Origin of the sequence: Pseudomonas sp. BF-R-30 (genome assembly GCF_019956175.1) — a bacterium.
Lineage (GTDB): Bacteria > Pseudomonadota > Gammaproteobacteria > Pseudomonadales > Pseudomonadaceae > Aquipseudomonas > Aquipseudomonas jessenii.
In genome coordinates this window covers 1-18,279 of the sequence record NZ_JAHBDE010000023.1, presented here as the reverse complement: position 1 = coordinate 18,279, position 18,279 = coordinate 1, and the positions used below count along the sequence as shown (strand labels likewise).

Annotated in this window: 15 protein-coding genes and 1 pseudogene; 9 read left to right on the top strand and 7 right to left on the bottom strand. The window is 57.3% G+C overall.

The features are described 5' to 3' along the window. Positions 1-8: 8 nt before the first annotated feature. The 4 genes from KGB20_RS14370 to KGB20_RS14355 are packed head-to-tail and all read right to left on the bottom strand — an operon-like array spanning position 9 to position 3,185. Positions 9-1,223, bottom strand: a complete 1,215-nt coding sequence (locus KGB20_RS14370) for a pyridoxal phosphate-dependent aminotransferase (protein WP_154860552.1) — start codon at positions 1,221-1,223, stop codon at positions 9-11. Next, a complete protein-coding gene (locus KGB20_RS14365; protein WP_154910289.1) occupies positions 1,220-1,858 on the bottom strand; it encodes an RraA family protein in 639 nt (212 codons plus the stop codon). The genes KGB20_RS14370 and KGB20_RS14365 overlap by 4 nt, the downstream gene beginning before the upstream one ends. Beyond that, on the bottom strand, positions 1,858-2,520 hold the full coding sequence (locus tag KGB20_RS14360; protein WP_154910290.1) for an RraA family protein: 663 nt from the start codon (positions 2,518-2,520) through the stop codon (positions 1,858-1,860). The genes KGB20_RS14365 and KGB20_RS14360 overlap by 1 nt, the downstream gene beginning before the upstream one ends. Then, a complete protein-coding gene (locus KGB20_RS14355; RefSeq protein WP_154910291.1) occupies positions 2,520-3,185 on the bottom strand; it encodes an RraA family protein in 666 nt (221 codons plus the stop codon). Before KGB20_RS14355 ends, KGB20_RS14360 begins: the two co-directional genes overlap by 1 nt. Positions 3,186-3,290: 105 nt before the next feature. Between KGB20_RS14355 and KGB20_RS14350 the strand changes: the two genes are divergently transcribed. The 3 genes from KGB20_RS14350 (at position 3,291) to KGB20_RS14340 (ending at position 6,766) form a co-directional block, all read left to right on the top strand. Beyond that, the gene (locus KGB20_RS14350; protein ID WP_154910292.1) at positions 3,291-4,184 is read left to right on the top strand and encodes a LysR family transcriptional regulator; all 894 of its coding nucleotides are present in this window, start codon (positions 3,291-3,293) and stop codon (positions 4,182-4,184) included. A 156-nt stretch (positions 4,185-4,340) separates the two neighbouring features. Beyond that, on the top strand, positions 4,341-5,159 hold the full coding sequence (locus KGB20_RS14345; RefSeq protein WP_154910293.1) for an alpha/beta fold hydrolase: 819 nt from the start codon (positions 4,341-4,343) through the stop codon (positions 5,157-5,159). Positions 5,160-5,311: 152 nt separating this feature from the next. Beyond that, positions 5,312-6,766, top strand: coding sequence for an alanine/glycine:cation symporter family protein (locus tag KGB20_RS14340; protein WP_154910294.1), 1,455 nt, complete (start codon positions 5,312-5,314; stop codon positions 6,764-6,766). A gap of 61 nt (positions 6,767-6,827) precedes the next feature. Here the strand turns inward: KGB20_RS14340 and KGB20_RS14335 are convergent, their stop codons facing one another. Then, positions 6,828-8,204 carry an MFS family transporter gene (locus KGB20_RS14335; RefSeq protein WP_150812769.1) on the bottom strand — a complete coding sequence of 459 codons (1,377 nt, stop codon included), beginning with the start codon at positions 8,202-8,204 and terminating at the stop codon, positions 6,828-6,830. Positions 8,205-8,693: 489 nt separating this feature from the next. On the opposite strand from KGB20_RS14335, the gene KGB20_RS14330 reads away from it, so the two are divergent. Together KGB20_RS14330 and KGB20_RS14325 are read left to right on the top strand one after the other, a co-directional pair. After that, positions 8,694-9,635, top strand: coding sequence for a LysR substrate-binding domain-containing protein (locus tag KGB20_RS14330; RefSeq protein ID WP_174245511.1), 942 nt, complete (start codon positions 8,694-8,696; stop codon positions 9,633-9,635). 165 nt (positions 9,636-9,800) lie between these two features. Beyond that, a complete protein-coding gene (locus tag KGB20_RS14325; protein ID WP_154910311.1) occupies positions 9,801-10,910 on the top strand; it encodes an MFS transporter in 1,110 nt (369 codons plus the stop codon). Between the two features lie 433 nt (positions 10,911-11,343). On the opposite strand, the pseudogene KGB20_RS14320 reads toward KGB20_RS14325, so the two are convergent. Beyond that, a pseudogene (locus KGB20_RS14320) lies at positions 11,344-11,520 on the bottom strand (integrase); the annotation flags it as partial. An 89-nt stretch (positions 11,521-11,609) separates the two neighbouring features. Here KGB20_RS14320 and KGB20_RS14315 point away from each other — a divergent pair. Together KGB20_RS14315 and KGB20_RS14310 are read left to right on the top strand one after the other, a co-directional pair. Continuing rightward, the gene (locus KGB20_RS14315) at positions 11,610-11,891 is read left to right on the top strand and encodes an excalibur calcium-binding domain-containing protein (RefSeq protein ID WP_150812770.1); all 282 of its coding nucleotides are present in this window, start codon (positions 11,610-11,612) and stop codon (positions 11,889-11,891) included. Positions 11,892-12,293: 402 nt separating this feature from the next. Then, positions 12,294-12,497, top strand: a complete 204-nt coding sequence (locus KGB20_RS14310) for a hypothetical protein (RefSeq protein WP_154910295.1) — start codon at positions 12,294-12,296, stop codon at positions 12,495-12,497. 596 nt (positions 12,498-13,093) lie between these two features. Here KGB20_RS14310 and KGB20_RS14305 read toward each other — a convergent pair. Next, positions 13,094-14,485 (bottom strand): aldehyde dehydrogenase family protein, encoded by a 1,392-nt coding sequence (locus KGB20_RS14305; protein WP_154910296.1) that lies wholly within the window; start codon positions 14,483-14,485, stop codon positions 13,094-13,096. Positions 14,486-14,585: 100 nt separating this feature from the next. On the opposite strand from KGB20_RS14305, the gene ptrR reads away from it, so the two are divergent. Further along, a complete protein-coding gene (gene ptrR / locus KGB20_RS14300) occupies positions 14,586-15,464 on the top strand; it encodes a putrescine utilization regulator PtrR (protein WP_154910297.1) in 879 nt (292 codons plus the stop codon). A 77-nt stretch (positions 15,465-15,541) separates the two neighbouring features. Then, positions 15,542-17,746, top strand: a complete 2,205-nt coding sequence (locus KGB20_RS14295; protein WP_154910298.1) for an OsmC domain/YcaO domain-containing protein — start codon at positions 15,542-15,544, stop codon at positions 17,744-17,746. Positions 17,747-18,279 lie beyond the last annotated feature (533 nt).

The following is an 18,279-nucleotide window of genomic DNA, read 5'->3' as shown; positions in this document are numbered from 1 at the left end:
CGCTTGGGTTAACGCAGGGCGCTACAGAACGCGCGGATGGCCTCGCAGGCCTTGCGCAATGAAGCATCATCCAGGGCATAGGCAATGCGAATGTAGGGGCCGAGGCCAAAGGCGCTGCCATGCACCACCGCCACATTCGCTTCGTCAAGCAATGCGTGGGCGACATCTTCATCGGTGAGCAGCGCTCGACCGCCCGCTGAGGTTCGACCGATCAGCCCCGCGCAGGAGGCGAACGCGTAAAACGCCCCGGCTGGGCTGACGCATTCAAGACCAGGTGTGGCGTTCAAAAGCTCCACCATCAAATCGCGACGCCCCTGAAAAGCGGCACGGCTTTCGCGGATGAAGTCCTTGGGGCCCTCCAGTGCGGCGAGTGCAGCCTGCTGTGAGATCGAGCTTGCACCTGAGGTTTGCTGACCTTGCAGTTTTTCCATGGCCTCCAGTAGCCAGCGTGGCCCGGTGGCAAAACCGATACGCCAGCCGGTCATGGCATAGGCCTTGGAAACACCGTTCATGGTCAGGGTTCGCGTCGCGAGCCGTGGTTCAACCTGGGCGAGGGTATGGAATACTTGATCGTCGAAGATCAGGTGTTCGTAGATGTCATCGGCCAGAATCAACACGTGAGGGTGTGCCAACAACACCTGCGCCAAGGCTTGAAGCTCATCCCGGCTGTAAACTGCGCCCGTCGGGTTGGAAGGCGAGTTGAGGATCAGCCAGCGGGTCTGCGGTGTGATCGCCGCGGTCAGTGCCGCGGGCGTCAGCTTGAATCCGGTATCGGCATCGCAAGTGACGATTCTGGTTTCACCACCACACAGTTGCACCATCTCCGGATAACTGACCCAGTACGGTGCCGGCACGATGACTTCGTCACCCTCATTGAGGGTCGCGGCCAGGGCGTTGTAGATCACCTGCTTGCCACCGTTGCAGACAAGGGTGTCTTGCCAGGTAACGTCCAGGCCGTTCTCACGACGGAACTTGGCGGCCACCGCTTCTCGCAGTGAGCGTACACCGGCGACCTGGGTGTAGCGGGTGTGGCCGTGTTCGATGGCGTGAATGGCCGCTTCACGTACATGTTCGGGTGTATCGAAATCTGGCTCGCCGGCGCACAGCGAAATGATCTTCGCACCTTGCGCCCGGCGCTCAGCCACTCTATCGATTATCCGATAGGTCGCGGAAGGTTGCGCACAGGCCAGGCGTTGGTTCAGACGTTGGATATCAGCGCTCATGCGCGGGTTCTCCATTCGGTAAGGTTCATCAGTTCCAGGGTCGAGCGACCTTCGGTCAATGCTTGCATCATCAGCGCTTCCTTGTTCGCGCGAGCTTCGCCTTCAGCGAGGGTACGTGCGGCATCCGACTTGGGAATGATGATCACGCCATCATCGTCGGCTACGACCAGGTCACCGACCGCCACGCCTACGCCATTGAAATTGAATGGCTGGCCCACGGAGGGCGCGCTGACCTTGACGGTGCCTTTGACCGAGATGCCGCGCGCGAATACTGGAAACTGGCGCTTCTTCAGTGCCGCGATATCACGGACGCCCCCATCAATGACCAGGCCGACCACGCCTGCCGCTTCGGCTGCCACGGTCAGCACTTCACCCCAGTAACCGGCGATGAAACTTCCCGTACCCACCACCAGAACGCTGCCGCGAGGTACGCGCTCCATTGCCAGGTGCAACGACAGGTTGTCACCCGGCGAGCACTCCAGTGGGTAGGCCGGCGCGGCGATGAAGGCACCGTCCCAGACGGGACGGATCGCGCTGTCGACCGCACAGGGCAGATGGGACGCTTCATACAGCGTCGAACTGCCCAGGATTTTTGCTCGTTCGTGGAAATTCAACGGGAGGGGGAGCGTGGTCATCAGACTTTCCTCTGCAGGTGGTGGTAACCCAGTGCGGCGCGGGCTTGCTTGAGGGTTTTGCCTTGAGCGATCAGGGCTCGGATATCGGCTTCGACCGACTCGATCTGGCGGGCGCACGCGGCCACTTCAGCTGCCCGGGCGCGAGGCACAATCACCACGCCGTTGGCGTCGGCCACCACGATGTCCCGGGCACACACACGGGCCGTGCCGACAGACACTGGCTGATTGACGGATTGAACCTGCACGCGGTCCTTGCCGGTGCGCATGAAGCGGCCCTTGCTGAAGACCGGATAACCGTCACCCAGGGCCTTGTTCACGTCACGGCATACACCGTCGATGACCGTTGCGGCGATCTGCCGGCTGCCGGCGTACTGGGTCATGATGTCGCCCCATACCGTGCAGTCGGTGCGGCCACCGTTGTCGATCACCACGACGTCACCGGGGAGCACGTCTTCGATGAAGTCGCCCACAGTACCGGGAGGCACGCTGGCCGAAACGTACTGCACGGTGAAGGCAGGTCCGACGATGACCTTGCTGTAATTGTCCAGCGGTGCCACGCCCAGGCATTGGCCGGGCAGGCCGAGTTTGTCCAGGGCATCGGAGACGCCAGGGGTGTCCAGGCCCTCAAACAGGGCGACAAGTGCTTGGTCTTCAAGATTCATCAGGAACGCTCCACCTGGATAGCTTCGAACTGGGTGTCATGCATCACTTCGGCCACTGAGCGGCCGCTGCGAACCGCTTCCACCATGCCGTCCTGGCGACGGGTAATGCGCTCGCCAAGATCGACTACCTTCTCGATGTAAGCCTGGGGCACGAACACTGTTCCGCAGTTATCGGCGATGACATAGTCGTCTTCGCTGACGTCGACGCCCGCCACATTGATCGTCACGGCGGCATCGATCTGCACCACCCGATTGCGCGCGCTGATCATGGTGACGCCACGGCCATATACCGGGTAGCCAATCGACTCGCTGCCATCGATATCGCGACTGAAGCCGTCGATGACCGTGCCGCGCACCTGTTTGCCGGCCGCGGCGTTGGCGAGAATATCGCCCCAGCAGGAAATGCCTTCGATACCGCCAGCAATGACCAGCACGCGGTCGTCGCTGTCGATCTGCTCCACCACCGGGGTGATCAGATGCACGGTGGGCACGCTGTCGGATTTTGGCGCCAGCAATACGGTGCTGGCGCGACCAACAATCTTCGGGCAGTTCCACAGCGGACGTAGTCCCACGGTGGCACCAGCCAGGCCGAGGAAGTCGAGGGCGTCGGATACCGTGTTGGTATCCAGCGCTGCCAAGCGATCCAGCAAACTCTTTTTGTTCATGGGGTAGCCCCTGCGGTGACGGAGGCGGCCAGTGTCGACGAGGCGATTTGATAGGTATATTACTAATCACAGAAGCGTTAGATACGCTAAACCTATGGAATAATCATGATCAATTTCCGTCTGATCCGTCACCTCTGGCTGTTCCTGGCCGTCGCCGAAGAGCAGAATTTCGGCCGTGCGGCCAAGCGGCTTGGCATGTCTCAGCCTCCCCTGAGCGAGCAGATTCAGGTGCTGGAACAGGCACTCAAGGTCCAACTGTTCGAGCGCTCGCGACGCGGGGCGAAACTGACCCCAGTGGGGGCGGCGATCCTGCCGGCGGTGCGTAAATTCGCCGAACAACTCGAGCGCCTGGAACTGGCGGTGGAGGAGGCCGTAGCAGGGCAGTCGGGGATGTTGACCATCGGTGCCATCTCCACGGCCATGTTTGACGTACTGCCCGGTCTGATCGAACAGATGAAAGACGATTACCCGCACCTGACCGTATCCGTGCGGGAAATCGACAGCGTAGAGGCCGTTCCGGCGCTGGAAGCCGGTGATATCGACCTGGCCTTCGCCCGTCTGGACGGTGATCTGGGCGCCTCGATCCAGTCACTGCCGTTGCTGGAGGATCGTCTGGTAGTGGCGTTACCCAGTGACCACCCATTGGCGGCGCGAACACGTATCAGTTTGTCCAGCCTGGCCAACGAACCTTTGCTGATGTTTTCGCGAAAGGTCAGCCCGGTCTATTTCGACTACTTGATCGCAACCTGCCGAGCCAGCGGGTTTTCCCCGCGAGTGCTGCATGAAGTGCGTTCGGTCGCTTCGCAAATTGCCTTTGTCAGCTATGGGCAGGGCATCGCCCTGGTACCGGCATCCTTGAAGAAAATGGCACCGGATAACGTGGTATTTCGATCATTGAGTCAGAAGCTTAACGTGGTGACGACGGCGGTGGCCTGGAATGCGGATCGGCCCAATCCGCTCATAGCAGAAGTCATTGCCCGACTGCGGAAAAAGGCCTGAGGCGAGCAAGGGCTGCGAGTGGGCAATCAATGATAGGTTTGGCGTATGGAAACGTTCCACAATTAGGAATTTACATAAGACTCGAACCGGCTGAAATTGGGCCTGTCGCCGATGACCTGTTTCGGCGGCAGTCCTATCGTCCAAGGAGTCATTTTCGTGACCGCATCCGAAACGTTCACTCATACGCAGCTCCCTTTGACCGTTGAGGGAGTCCAGCTGAACGTCGCCGCCATTCATCGAAATGGCAACCTGACGCCGATTGTGTTCCTGCATGGTTTTGGTTCCACCAAAGAGGACTACGCCGACATCGTGCAGCACGCAGAGTTCGCCGGGCACCCCTTCCTCGCCTACGACGCACCGGGCTGTGGTGAGAGCCAGTGCAGCGACCTTTCCAGTATTTCGATTCCTTTTCTGATGCAGACCGCGTTACAGATGCTGGACCATTTCGGTATCGAGCGCTTCCACCTGGTCGGCCACTCCATGGGCGGACTGACCGCACTGATGCTGGCCCATCAGTTCCCGGAGCGGGTAATCAGTTTCGTCGATATAGAGGGCAATATTGCTCCGGAAGATTGCTTTCTCAGCCGGCAGATCGATGATTATCCAAGCGATGATCCAGAGAAGTTTTTCACGGCTTTCATCGAGCGTGCCCGGCAGGCCCCGGCATACGCCAGCGCACTCTATTCGGCGAGCCTCAGGCAAAAGGTGCGTGCCGGGGCAGTGCGGGGGATATTCCGGTCGATGGTCGACCTTTCCGATAACGCCGACCTGATGAGCAGGTTTCTCGGCTTGAAGTGCCCGCGAATGTTCATGTACGGCGAGCAGAACGCTTCACTGTCCTACCTTTCGCACATCGAGGCACAAGGCGTGCGTTTGGCGCCAATTCCGGCCTGCGGCCACTTCCCCATGTACTCCAACCCCATCGCGATGTGGAAACAGATCGCCGATTTCCAGACTAGCAGTCGAACCGGGTAAGTCCGATCGCCCCGAGCGCTTCCCGATGTAGGGCGGGAGCCTGACTGCGGGCTCGCGGTCGCTATTCAACGCGTTTCATCTCACATGCCTGCCGCGGCGATGTGTGAGGGCGTGTGCATGCCTGTAATCCATAACAACAAGAGGTTCAAATCATGCTCGAAGTCATAAACAGCTTTCTTTCCGGAAAGCTCCTGATCGTACTTATCGTAGGCCTGGGTGGTTATTTCACGATACGTTCACGCTTTGTCCAGTTTCGCCATTTCCTGCATATGTTCGGAGCCTTTCGCGATAGCGTGCAGAAGAGTGCCGGTCAGATCAGCTCGTTCCAGGCCTTGATGCTTAGCCTGGCGGGTCGCGTAGGGGCGGGCAATATCGCCGGGGTCGGGTTGGCCGTGACGTTGGGCGGGCCAGGAGCGGTGTTCTGGATGTGGGTGACCGCGCTGGTAGGCATGTCCACCAGCTTCTTCGAATGCAGCCTGGGGCAGTTGTATAAACGATGCGATGCCAAGGGGCAGTTTCGGGGTGGGCCGTCGTACTACATCCAGTACGGACTGAAACAGGCGTGGCTGGGCAAGGTCATGGCCGTGTTGCTCCTGGTGACTTTCGGTTTTGCCTTCAACGGGCTGCAATCCCATGCCGTGACTCACTCGCTGAACAATGCGTTCGGCTTCTCCACGACCTACTCCGGTATTGCGATTGCCGTATTGCTCGGCCTGGTATTCATGGGTGGCATCAAGCGCATCGCTGCCGTCTCGGACCTGTTGGTGCCGGTCAAGACACTGGCCTACATTGGCGTGACCGTTTATGTGATCGTGCTTCAGTTTGACCATGTACCGGGCATGCTGGTGACCATTTTCAAAAGTGCCTTTGGCCTCGACCAGGCATTCGCCGGCCTGGTTGGCAGTGCCATCGTCATGGGCGTCAAGCGCGGGGTGTTTGCCAATGAGGCGGGTTTGGGCAGTGCGCCCAACGTAGCCGCCGTAGCGAAAGTCGATCACCCGGCGGCTCAAGGGGTGGTTCAAGCTTTCAGCGTCTTCCTGGATACCTTTGTGATCTGTACCTGCACGGCCCTGCTGATCCTGTTGTCGGGCTTTTACACACCAGGCTTCGAAGGCGATGGCCTGGTACTGACACAGAACGCACTGGCGGCAGTGGTCGGGGACTGGGGGCGCACGTTCATTAGCGTGGCATTGGCTCTGTTTGTCTTCACGTCGATCCTCTACAACTACTATCTGGGCGAAAATAACCTGCGCTTTTTACTGGGCGATAAACGTGCTGCGGTGATCACCTATCGGGGCCTGGTGTTGCTGTTGATCCTTTGGGGCGCCGTGCAAAATCTGGGCACGGTGTTCGCCTTTGCCGATATCACCATGACGCTGTTGGCTTTCGTCAATCTGATCGCCCTGGCGCTGTTGTTCAACGTCGGCATGCGCTTGCTGCGTGACTATGACCGGCAGCGCAAGGCCGGCATCAAGTCGCCGATATTCGACTCCAGCCAGTTCGCGGATCTTGATCTTGACTTGCAGGCATGGCCCCATCGGGAAAAGGTCGGCAACAGCATCCCTGAATCTGCACCACAGGTAGCACCTGCCTCTGCCGTGCGCTGATGAAAAAAGGGCCCATGACAAGTCATGGGCCCTTGAAGGTCGTCTGGAGATCCTCCGTCAATCAGACTCGCGCAGCATGGGGCTTTACACGTCCCTTCAAACCGGTACGTTCTTCAATCTCACCTGAGCCACTGATATAGCCGTAACGCGACAGGTTGGGCATCAGCATCGCGGCGATGAAGGTGATGGTCACGACCGCCGCTACGTAGAAGAAAAAGTACTCCTCGATGCCCTGTGAGCGAAGCGACAAGGCCACGTATTCGGCGGTGCCGCCAAATGCCGCATTGCCCACCGCATAGGGAAATCCAACCCCCAATGCACGTACGGCAGGTGGGAACAGTTCGGCTTTGACGATCCCGGCGATCGGCGTGTAGAGCGACGCAATGGCCAGACCGCCAAACACCAGCACGAATGCCATGAACGGGTTGCTGACCGACTGCAGCGAGTACAGCAGGGGGATCACCAGCAACATGGCCAGCCCGGAGAACATCAACATGTGCGCCTTGATACCGATGCGGTCGGCGAGCAAGCCGAACAGCGGCTGGCAAAGCATGAAGCCGATCAGGGCCGCCGTCATGATGAAGCTGACCGTTTCCGGGCTGAAGCCGGCGGAGATCACCAGGAACTTCTGCATGTAGGTAGTGAAGGTATAGAAATACAGCGAACCGCCGATGGTGAACGCCACCACCAGGGCAACTGCGCGTTTGTGTTTGAACATGCCGCGCAGAGAGCCGGCATCTTTGCGGTTCATGTCTTTCTTGTTGGCGGTTTCATGCATGGCGCGACGCAGATACACCACCACGACCGAGCTCAGCGCGCCGATGAAGAACGGAATCCTCCAACCCCACTCGCGCAACTCTTCACCGGTCAGGGTTTGTTGGAGAATGACGACGGTCATCAAGGCCAGCAGCTGACCGGCAATGATGGTGAAGTACTGAAACGAGCCATAGAAACAGCGACGACCCGGTGTCGCGATTTCGCTGATGTAGGTGGCGCCGGTGCCGTATTCCGCACCGACCGACAGGCCCTGAATCAGCCTGGCAACCACGAGCAGGATCGGCGCCGCGACGCCTATGGTTGCGTAGGTCGGCATGACGGCGATCAGCAGCGAGCCGGCGCACATCATGAACACCGAGATAATCATCGAGACCTTGCGGCCGCGAGTGTCAGCAATCCAGCCGAATATCCAGCCACCGAGCGGGCGCATGAAAAATCCGACGGCGAAGACGCCCGCGGTCGCCAGTAGCTGGCTGGTCGTGTCGCCCTTGGGGAAAAACGAAGCGGCGAAGTAGATGGCGGTGTAGGCGTAAATGAAAAAGTCGTACCACTCCACCAGATTGCCCGAGCAGGCACCCATGATGGCCTTGACGCGGTTGGGCGCTCTCATCGCAGCAGTTTGGGCTGCGTGGTCTTTGGCGTCTGTGATTGATGCGGACATGTGATTCACCCTTTTTTCAAGGCGAGGGGAGACGAGGAGCGCGCTGATGCGCGTCCGACGTGACTGGCTCGTTGGGTTTTGGGTTTAACGAAAAGGCGTGAACCCGCTCACGGCCGGATTTCCGTAGAGAAGGGGGAGGGTGGAAGCACGAGCGTGGCGAACGGTAGTGGCCCGGGGAAATCGGACGGGTGAGACGAAGCATTGAACATCATGGCGCGAGCCCTCGAATCTTATTCTTGTAGTGAGTCGAGCGCTCTTTGGCGCCGACGTTGATTGCACGCTACCGCAGAGTCAGGAGGGTAATAAGCCGTCAGGAAGGCCTAACTGATATACCTGAATTTTATAGCTTGGCGTGCAGCCCCGGCGGGCCGGGGGATACAGCCGGCTTGAAGGTCCTGGGGCCGCACGACACGGTGGTTGCGGGGCATTCCAAGGTGCGTAAATGCGATTACACTCACAGCACTTTCGCCGCATATCGCGCCGAGCCCGATGCTGACTGGCCTGGTAATGGATGTCGTTCAACTCAAAACCCTGATTCATGTTGCCGAGCTGGGCAGTCTCAGCAAGGCCTCGGATCGTCTTCACATCGCGCAACCGGCACTTAGCCGGCAAATTCGATTGTTGGAAAAGGAGCTCGGCACCTACCTGTTTGATCGACATGGTCGAGGCATGGAGATCACCGACGCCGGACGTGAAGTGTTGGCACATGCCACCCGAATCATGGAAGAAATGGAGTCCATTCGAAGTTCTGTTGTGGGCGCAAAGTCCTCTTTTCGGGGAACGGTCGTCATCGGCACGACGCCGACGGTCGCGCAAATTATCACTGTTCCATTGGTACGCAAGATCAAAGAGGCGCATCCGAATCTCGCCGTCAGGTTTTCCTCGGCCTTCAGCGGTTATCTGCTCGATTGGGTTCAGCGTGGCGAATTGGAACTGGCGATTTCTTACGATCCCCATCCTTTGCATACGCTGCGTATCGTGCCGGTGATGATGGAAAATCTGCTGCTGGTCGGTCCCGCCAGCGCCAACCTGCGTCTTGATACGCCGATATCGTTCGAGTCATTGGCTGAGCAGCAATTGGTATTGCCAAGCGCTCGACATAGCCTTCGCGTGATTCTGGATGATTGTGCACGTCAAGTCGGGATCAAGCTCAAGACCAGCGTTGAAGCCGACTCCTTCGGCGCCATGATCGATCTGGTCCGAAATGGCTTCGGTCTGACCGCTTTGCCTTTGGCATCGATTTACGCGCAGGTCGACGCTGGCGTGCTCAGTGCAGCCCCCTTGGTCGACCCCGTTCCCATGCGCAAACTGGTTCAGGTTTTTCCGGCCGACAGGCGGGTCAGTCCGGCCGCCAAATTTGTCGGGGATGCCTTTATCGAGATTGCCGCCGATCTGGTCAATCGCAAGATTTGGGCTGGACACATGCTTTGAGCCAACGGTGAACCTGTTAGCTGCGAGTGCCCCGTCCCCATACAAATCGCCCAATTATCCGTAGTTGCGCAGCTGCTTACGAGTTCCGCTTTGCTCACCACTGATGACACTGTCTTGAACCAACAAACGCGACTGCCTGGCGTATTCGGCATTTTTATTTTGGGGATGCTGCAAGTTCTGGTCTGGGGAGGTTCGTTCTTCCTGATGGCTGTCATGGCCGATCCGATCATGAAAGAGACCGGTTGGGCCAGCCAGTGGGTGTATGGCGCACTGTCTCTGAGCATTCTGGTTTCCGCGATGCTGGCACCGTTGACCAGCCGGCTTATCGCCCGGTACGGCGGCCGCCCCATCCTGGCCAGTAGCGGGCTGGGTGTCGCTATCGGGTTGTTTTTGTTGGCCATCTCGACCTCGTTGCCGATGTTTCTTTTGTCTTGGGCCGTGATTGGCGTCGGTATGGCGCTGGGGCTGTATGAAGCGCTATTCGCGGCTTTAGGTTCTCTGTACGGGGAGCGGGCGGGCAGTGCGATTACCGGGATCACGCTTATTTCAGGGTTTGCGACAACGCTGTCATGGCCCGCGGTAGCGCTGGTCATCGAGCACGTTGGCTGGCGCACGACGTGCGTGGCTTATGGGGTGTTATTGGTCATTGCCGTGGCACCGCTTTATCTCTGGGTGCTGGCGCGGGGCACGGGACCCCTCACAAAGAGCCCGGCAGTGAGTGATGAAAGTCTCTCAATAGACCGGCGGATCTACCTGTTGCTTACGCTGATCTTCGCGTTGGGTGCCGTGATCATGACGGCGATGTCGGTCCAGCTGATTTCATTGTTGCAGGGGCAGGGCTACTCGCTTGCAGCCGCTATCGGACTGAGCGCGTTGCTGGGGCCGAGTCAGGTAGGGTCACGTGTTCTACAAGTGTTTTCGCGAAAGCGACACCCGATCTGGACGACGTTGATCTCTGTGGTGTTCGTGGCAATTGGTCTGCTGTTTGTGACCATCTCTCCGGCAATGACCGCGCTGGGTCTGGTGATCTATGGTGCGGGTAATGGCTTGCGGGCGATCGTTCGAGGACTGCTGCCATTGGCCCTCATGTCGCCTACTCATTATGTTTTGCTGATGGGGCGCATGGCTCGGCCTTCGCTCATAGGACAGGCCTTGACTCCCCTCGCGGCCGGGTACCTGTTAGAGATCTGGGGCGCTGGCGGTGTGCTTGCGGGCCTGAGTTCGCTGGCGGTATTGAATGTGCTCCTGGTGTTGCTGCTGATTCGACTGGTATGAAAAGAACAGCTCTGATTGCCATCTTCCCTAAGGATCCGGCTGGCATCTTCAGCGGCCAGCGACTCGAGTTCTTTGATGGCAATTTTTGGTCATGAAATGGACTCCCCCTACTTTTACCCCCACAAAAACGTCGGCTCTTGATGGACGTTACTGGACTCTCGTGGAGCAGAACACCGCTGGAGCTCAAGTAAATACTCGCTTGGAAAAATCCAGAGTGAAATTTTCAAAGCTTTCAAGAAGTATGCAAAAAGGAGATCGGGTGCTAGGGGGCGAGTGTTCGAATTACTCCGTCCAGACCATTATTTCTGAGTGAAATCAGACACTTAAGCCAGTCAGCTAGTTCGGCTTTTTTGTGCCTGCGTAAAACCCGCGCAAAACTGGTGCAAAACTACCCGGTGATTTTGCTGATATTCAGGTCCGGAATCGCCTCTGGTCAGATGATTTCCTCGTGGTCACGTTGGTAGTTTTGGGTCATGCCTTCGCTCGCATGTCACGCGATTTTTTGCCCATCCTTTCCGACTTTCATGTACAGGTGCAGCGACAGCACTCGCACTTCGTGGAGGCCCGGCATCTATTCCTCCTTCCAACCTGCGTACCAGTTGGCCGCCTCCCACCGGCAGGCTGTATATGGATTAGTGGGTTATGCTGGAAGCAGGCAACGTGAGAACACAAACGGTCTCTCATCATGGATGGATCAAGATGAAACTGATTTTGGTTTTGCTTGTTGTTGGTCTGTTGGCTTGGAAGTTTTCCCCTGAATTACAGTCCTGGGTTGAGGCTCGGCCATCGAGTCCCCAAAGAATCTCTGCGGTCTTGATTGCGCCAAAGCCTGTTTCGGCTCCAGTCAAATGCGATGGGCGCAAATATTGCTCGCAGATGACCTCGTGCGCAGAGGCCACAAACTTTCTGCAAAATTGCCCAGGAATGGAAATGGATGGCGACTACGACGGGATACCTTGTGAGAAGCAGTGGTGCCGGTGACTAATCGCAGTTCGCCGGTAGGCTAGATGGTTTAATGAGATAAATTCTTAATGGAGTTGTTACTATGGAAAAGGCGTTTCGAAATCCGTTGTTTTTAACCGGGCTGCCACTAGTTGTCTGCGGTCTTGCTATCACTGCGCCGGGCCTTTGGATTCCTGGCGTGGTCTTGATGGTCGCTGGTTGGGCAAAGGGTAAGAAGCTTGTCTGACGTCATCGCCGCGACCCCTTGTCGATGAGCCAAGCCATGTAGCGCGGTGTTGTGATGACGATAATCATGGCTTTACCGTGACCGGGTGCGACAGAGGAGTGGGTGATTTTTTCGGGTTGGTCTACGCTCTGACTACGTTTTAATGCCGTTTTCGGCGAACCATTTGGCTCAGGCTACCGCTCGAAAGGACTCATATGAAATTCAATATCGTTGCCTTTGGCTTGCTTGCTGTTTTGGCTGGCTGCACAACTGCGGGCCCATATGTCACCAACATCTCAAGCGATGGACGTAACGGCTTGAATATCGAGAAGTGCTCCGTGAAGATGAATGCTTTCATGGGTACTGTTAGCACCACCGAATGTACATCCCAGAACGTTCAGCTCAGTCGCAGTAACTGATTTCAGGTTTCAGTTGGGTTTGTCTCAAGTCAGCTTCCCGTATTCTGCCAACTCGATCTGGTACTTCGCGGCGATCTGCTCGACCTGTGGTGTCGTCAGCTTTTCATCCAGGGTGCGCAGCTTGTTGCACTGCGGTGCGCAAACGCACGCCGGGGGAGACTCTGGAGGCCGAGGGTTAATATTCGAGCGGGCCGCGTGAGTGCCTGTTGACATCAATTAACGGATGAGCGAATTTAATCAAATCCTGTCATTTCTATATGTTTAGAAATGAGCCGAACAAAGCCTCGCCAGAGAAGTCTGCCGGGGCTTCGTCGTATTCGGCTTAGGAGAAAACATGTCTAGAGCTCAACGACGACACGATACGCGCCGCATAAAGGCTCGTTTTTATTCAAAGCAACGCGCTTACGAATGCTGGTCAACCAGCGAGAAAAACGCCGGGCTTTTTGCAAACAATGGGAAGGTATGTTCCTGTTGGATGTGCGGCAATCCCAGAAAACAAGGATTGCTCACCATGCAGGAGTTGCGAGCTGACCTTCCCATTCAAGAGTGAAAACAGAACCCGGCCACCGAGCCGGGTTCGGAACACAACGCCCCTCTTAACGCCGATCCAGCCAAACCGTTTGTGCATTACAGAATTCACGCACCCCGAAATGCGAGAGTTCACGGCCAAAGCCACTCTTCTTCACGCCACCAAAACTGACACGCGGATCGCTGGCGCTATAGCCGTTGATGAACACGCCGCCGGTTTCAAGTTCGCTGGCCATCTGCCGGGCGAGTTCGACATTGCGCGTGTAGAGGGTGGCGGTGAGGCCGAACTCGCTGTCATTGGCCAACTCCAGCGCATGGGCTGCGTCTCGGGCCGTGATGATTGAGGCCACCGGACCAAACAACTCCTGTTTGAATGATGTCATCTGATCGGTCACGTCGCCGAGTACAGTGGGCTCATAGTAGTTACCTGGGCCTTCAGCCTTCTTTCCACCCATCAGCAACGTCGCGCCTTCTTTCAGTGTGTCGCGCACCTGTTGATCCAGTTCATCGCGCAGATCGAAGCGAGCCATCGGGCCGATATAGGTAGTGGTAGCCAGTGGATCACCGACAACCAGTTGTTGGGTGGCCTCGACGAACTTGCGGGTAAATTCCCGGGCAATGCCTTGCTCGACAATCAGGCGTTTGGCTGCGGCGCAGACTTGTCCGGTGTTTTGATAGCGCCCGATCACGGCGGCTTTTACCGCCTCATCGAGGTCCGCGTCGTCCAGCACGATAAAGGGGTCGGAGCCACCCAGTTCCAATACGCATTTCTTCAGTGCGGCTCCGGCCTGAGCACCGATGGCCATGCCCGCTCGCACGCTACCGGTGAGGGTGACGGCCGCGATGCGTGGATCGGCGATCGCCTTGGATACACCGTCCGGGGTGACGTTGATGACCTCGAAAACACCTTCGGGGAAGTCCGCTTGCTTGAAGGCCTCCAGCAGCAGGTAGGTGCTGCCCATGACGTTTGGCGCGTGCTTGAGCACGTAGGTATTGCCGGCGAGCAGCGTGGGGACCGCGCCGCGCAGGACTTGCCAGATGGGGAAGTTCCATGGCATCACGGCGAGAATCGGGCCCAGGGGACGATATTCAATGCGTGCCTTGCCGCCTTCTACCAGAGTCGGTTCCGGGCTCAGCATGGCGGGGCCGTGTTCGGCGTACCACTGGCAGAGCTGCGCACATTTTTCAATTTCACCGCGGGCCTGGGCAATCGGCTTACCCATTTCCAGGGTGATCATGTTCGCCATGGCCTGTGCATTGTTGCGCAAGGCCTGACCGAGGTTGATCAACAGTTGCGCGCGCTGTTCAACCGGTTTGCCGCGCCAGGCGCGAAACCCGGTAGCGGCCCGCGTCAGCGCGGCCTGTAATGCCGTATCGGACTCGAAAGGGTAATGGCCGATCTGCTCGCCCGTAGCGGGGTTGATCGAAATGGCATGGGTAAGGCTGGATACGTTGGTCATGGCACCGTCCTGCGAGGTAGGAATGTGCTCAGGTTATGGGGCTATATGTTTTCTGGAAACTGAATAATAATGAGCATAACGTTCACGTTTGGAGAATGGCTTGGATCTGGTTCAGCTCGATATTTTCAAGGCTGTCGCCGAGCACGGCAGCATCAGCGTGGCCGCCCAGCATATCCACCGGGTGCCATCGAATCTCACGACCAGAATCAAACAGCTTGAACTGGACCTGGGTGTAGATCTGTTTATTCGCGAGAAGAGTCGCCTGCGCCTGTCGCCGGCCGGCTGGAGCTTTCTGGATTACGCTCGACGTATTCTCGACCTGGTTCAAGAGGCGCGCGCCACCGTGGCGGGTGAAGAACCGCAGGGAGCCTTCGCCCTGGGTTCGCTGGAAAGTACTGCAGCGGTACGTATTCCAGAGCTATTGGCCGCCTATAACCAGAAGCACGCCAAGGTCGAACTGGACCTGTCCACCGGCCCCTCCGGGACCATGATCGATGGAGTACTGTCCGGGCGGCTGGCCGCTGCATTTGTCGATGGTCCGGTGTTGCATCCGGCGCTGGAGGGCGTGCCTGCATTCGAGGAGGAAATGGTCCTGATCGCCCCAATCAACCATGACCCGATTCATCGGGCCAAGGATGTGAATGGCGAAAACATCTATGCCTTCCGCTCCAACTGCTCTTATCGCCATCATTTCGAAAGCTGGTTCGCCAATGGCGCGGCGGTGCCCGGCAAGATTTTCGAAATGGAGTCCTATCACGGCATGCTGGCCTGCGTCAGCGCCGGTGCCGGCCTGGCGCTGATGCCCCGCAGCATGCTCGAAAGCATGCCTGGATGCACGACGGTCAGTGTCTGGCCGTTGTCGGAGTCGTTCCGCTATTTACGCACCTGGCTGGTGTGGCGCAGGGGGACCGTGTCGCAGAGCCTGACGATGTTTGTGCGATTGCTTGAGGAGCGCGGTGTGGTGTTGATCGATAAATAGCGGAAAGTTAACGGTCTGTGCCGAAAAACCGGATAATGGCGGCCAAATCGTTTAGCTCGTTATTCTGGTAATCGCACATGGAAATCAAGGTCAACTTTCTCGACAACCTTCGACTTGAAGCCAAGTTCGACGACTTCACGGTGATTGCCGATCAACCCATTCGCTACAAGGGCGATGGCTCGGCACCGGGGCCGTTCGATTACTTCCTGGCTTCGTCGGCGTTGTGTGCGGCGTACTTCGTGAAGCTGTATTGCGAAACTCGCAATATCCCCACCGAAAATATCCGCCTGTCGCAGAACAACATTGTTGATCCGGAAAACCGCTACAACCAGATTTTCAAGATTCAGGTTGAATTGCCAGCGGACATTTCCGCCAAGGACCGTCAGGGGATCTTGCGCTCCATCGACCGTTGTACGGTAAAGAAGGTGGTGCAAACCGGGCCTGAGTTTGTGATTGAAGAGGTCGAAAACCTCGACGCCGATGCCCAGACGTTGCTGATGCCGCACTCGACCAGCGAGGCGGGCACCTACATTGTGGGCAAGGACCTGCCGCTGGAGCAAACCATCGCCAACATGTCGGGCATCCTGGCTGACCTGGGCATGAAGATTGAAATCGCTTCGTGGCGCAATATCGTTCCCAATGTGTGGTCGCTGCACATCCGCGATGCGCACTCGCCAATGTGTTTTACCAACGGCAAAGGCGCGACCAAGGAAGGCGCGCTGGCATCGGCACTGGGCGAGTTTATCGAGCGGCTCAACTGCAACTTCTTCTACAACGATCAGTTCTGGGGCGAGGACATCGCCAACGCGGCGTTTGTGCATTACCCGGACGAGCGCTGGTTCAAGCCTGGCCCGAAGGACGAACTGCCGACTGAAATCCTCGACGAGTACTGCCTGAAGATTTACGACCGGGAAGGCGAGTTGCGTGGTTCGCATCTGTACGACACCAACTCCGGCAACACCCAGCGTGGCATTTGTTCACTGCCGTTTGTGCGCCAGTCGGACAATGAGGTGGTGTACTTTCCGTCCAACCTGATCGAAAACCTGTTCCTGAGCAACGGCATGAGCGCCGGCAACACCCTGGCCGAAGCCCAGGTGCAGTGCCTGTCGGAGATCTTCGAGCGCGCGGTCAAACGCGAAATCCTCGAAGGCGAAATGGCCCTGCCGGATGTGCCGCAGGAAGTACTGGCGAAATACCCGGGGATTCTGGCTGGTATCCAGGCCCTGGAAGAGCAGGGCTTCCCGGTGCTGGTCAAGGATGCATCGCTGGGCGGAGAGTTCCCGGTGATGTGTGTGACCTTGATGAACCCGCGTACCGGTGGCGTGTTTGCCTCGTTCGGCGCGCACCCAAGCCTGGAAGTGGCGCTGGAACGCAGCCTGACGGAGCTGCTGCAAGGCCGCAGTTTCGAAGGCCTGAACGATCTGCCTCAGCCGACCTTCGAAGGTCAGGCGGTGACTGAGCCGAACAACTTCGTCGAGCACTTTATCGATTCCAGCGGTGTGGTCTCGTGGCGCTTCTTTAGTGCAAAACCGGATTTTGAATTCGTTGAGTGGGATTTCTCCGGTCAAGGCGAAAACTCCAATACCGAAGAGGCCGCGACCCTGTTCGGCATTCTCGAAGACATTGGCAAAGAAGTGTACATGGCAGTCTATGAGCACATTGGTGCCAAGGCCTGCCGCATTCTGGTGCCGGGTTACTCGGAAATTTATCCGGTAGAAGATTTGATCTGGGATAACACCAACAAAGCGCTGCAGTTCCGCGCTGACATCCTGAACCTGCACAGCCTGAGCAAGGTCGGCCTGAGATCGCTGGCCCAAGGTCTGGAAAACAGCGAGCTGGATGACTACACCGACATCACCACTTTGATCGGCATCGAGTTCGACGACAACACGCCTTGGGGCAAGTTGACGATCCTGGAGCTGAGGCTGCTGATTTATCTCGCCTTGCAGAAGTTTGATCAGGCCAAGGATCTGGTGGAAGCCTTCTTGCAATACAACGACAACACTGTCGAGCGCGGCTTGTTTTATCAAGCCGTGAACGTCGTGCTGGAAATGCAGCTGGACGATGATCTGGAACTGAGCGACTACGAGGTCAACTTCCGCCGGATGTTCGGCAACGAGCGGATGGACGCGGCGATAGGGTCCGTGGATGGCAGCGTGCGGTTCTATGGTCTGACGCCGACGAGCATGAAACTGGAAGGGCTCGACAGGCACCTTCGCCTGATCGAAAGCTACAAAAAGCTGCACATGGCGCGGGCGAGGGTGTCGGCTTTGTTCAACTGATAGCGATAACAAAAAAGCACCTTGGGTGCTTTTTTGTTTTTTGGCGGTCAGTCAATCGTCTGTGCGCGTGGGCTGATTTTTTGGCTATGACATGGGTTGTGGCTGCCTATGGGGAAGCTCTTCTATATAGAGGGGCGTTCTGGCTCCTCTATATAGGCACCCTTTGGGGTGTTTTGCTGCTTTCTGCAGCTTATTGATAGAAAACCTAAATCAGTGCTTGACGGCAGATTTCAGATCTCTATAATTCGCCCCACTTCCGGCGCAGTCGAAACGAAAAACTCCTTGGTAAACAAAGAGTTACGCAGTTTTCGGCAGCAGGTTGCTTCAGTTCATCGAAGCCGAAAGGGAGTTGAAAAAGAGGTGTTGACAGCAGCGTGTAACGCTGTAGAATTCGCCTCCCGCTGATGAGAGATCTGAAGCGCAAGTGGTTGAAGTTACAAAGGAAACTTTGAAAGCTTCTGAAAATAATCACTTGACAGCAAATGAGGCTGCTGTAGAATGCGCGCCTCGGTTGAGACGAAAGATCTTAACCA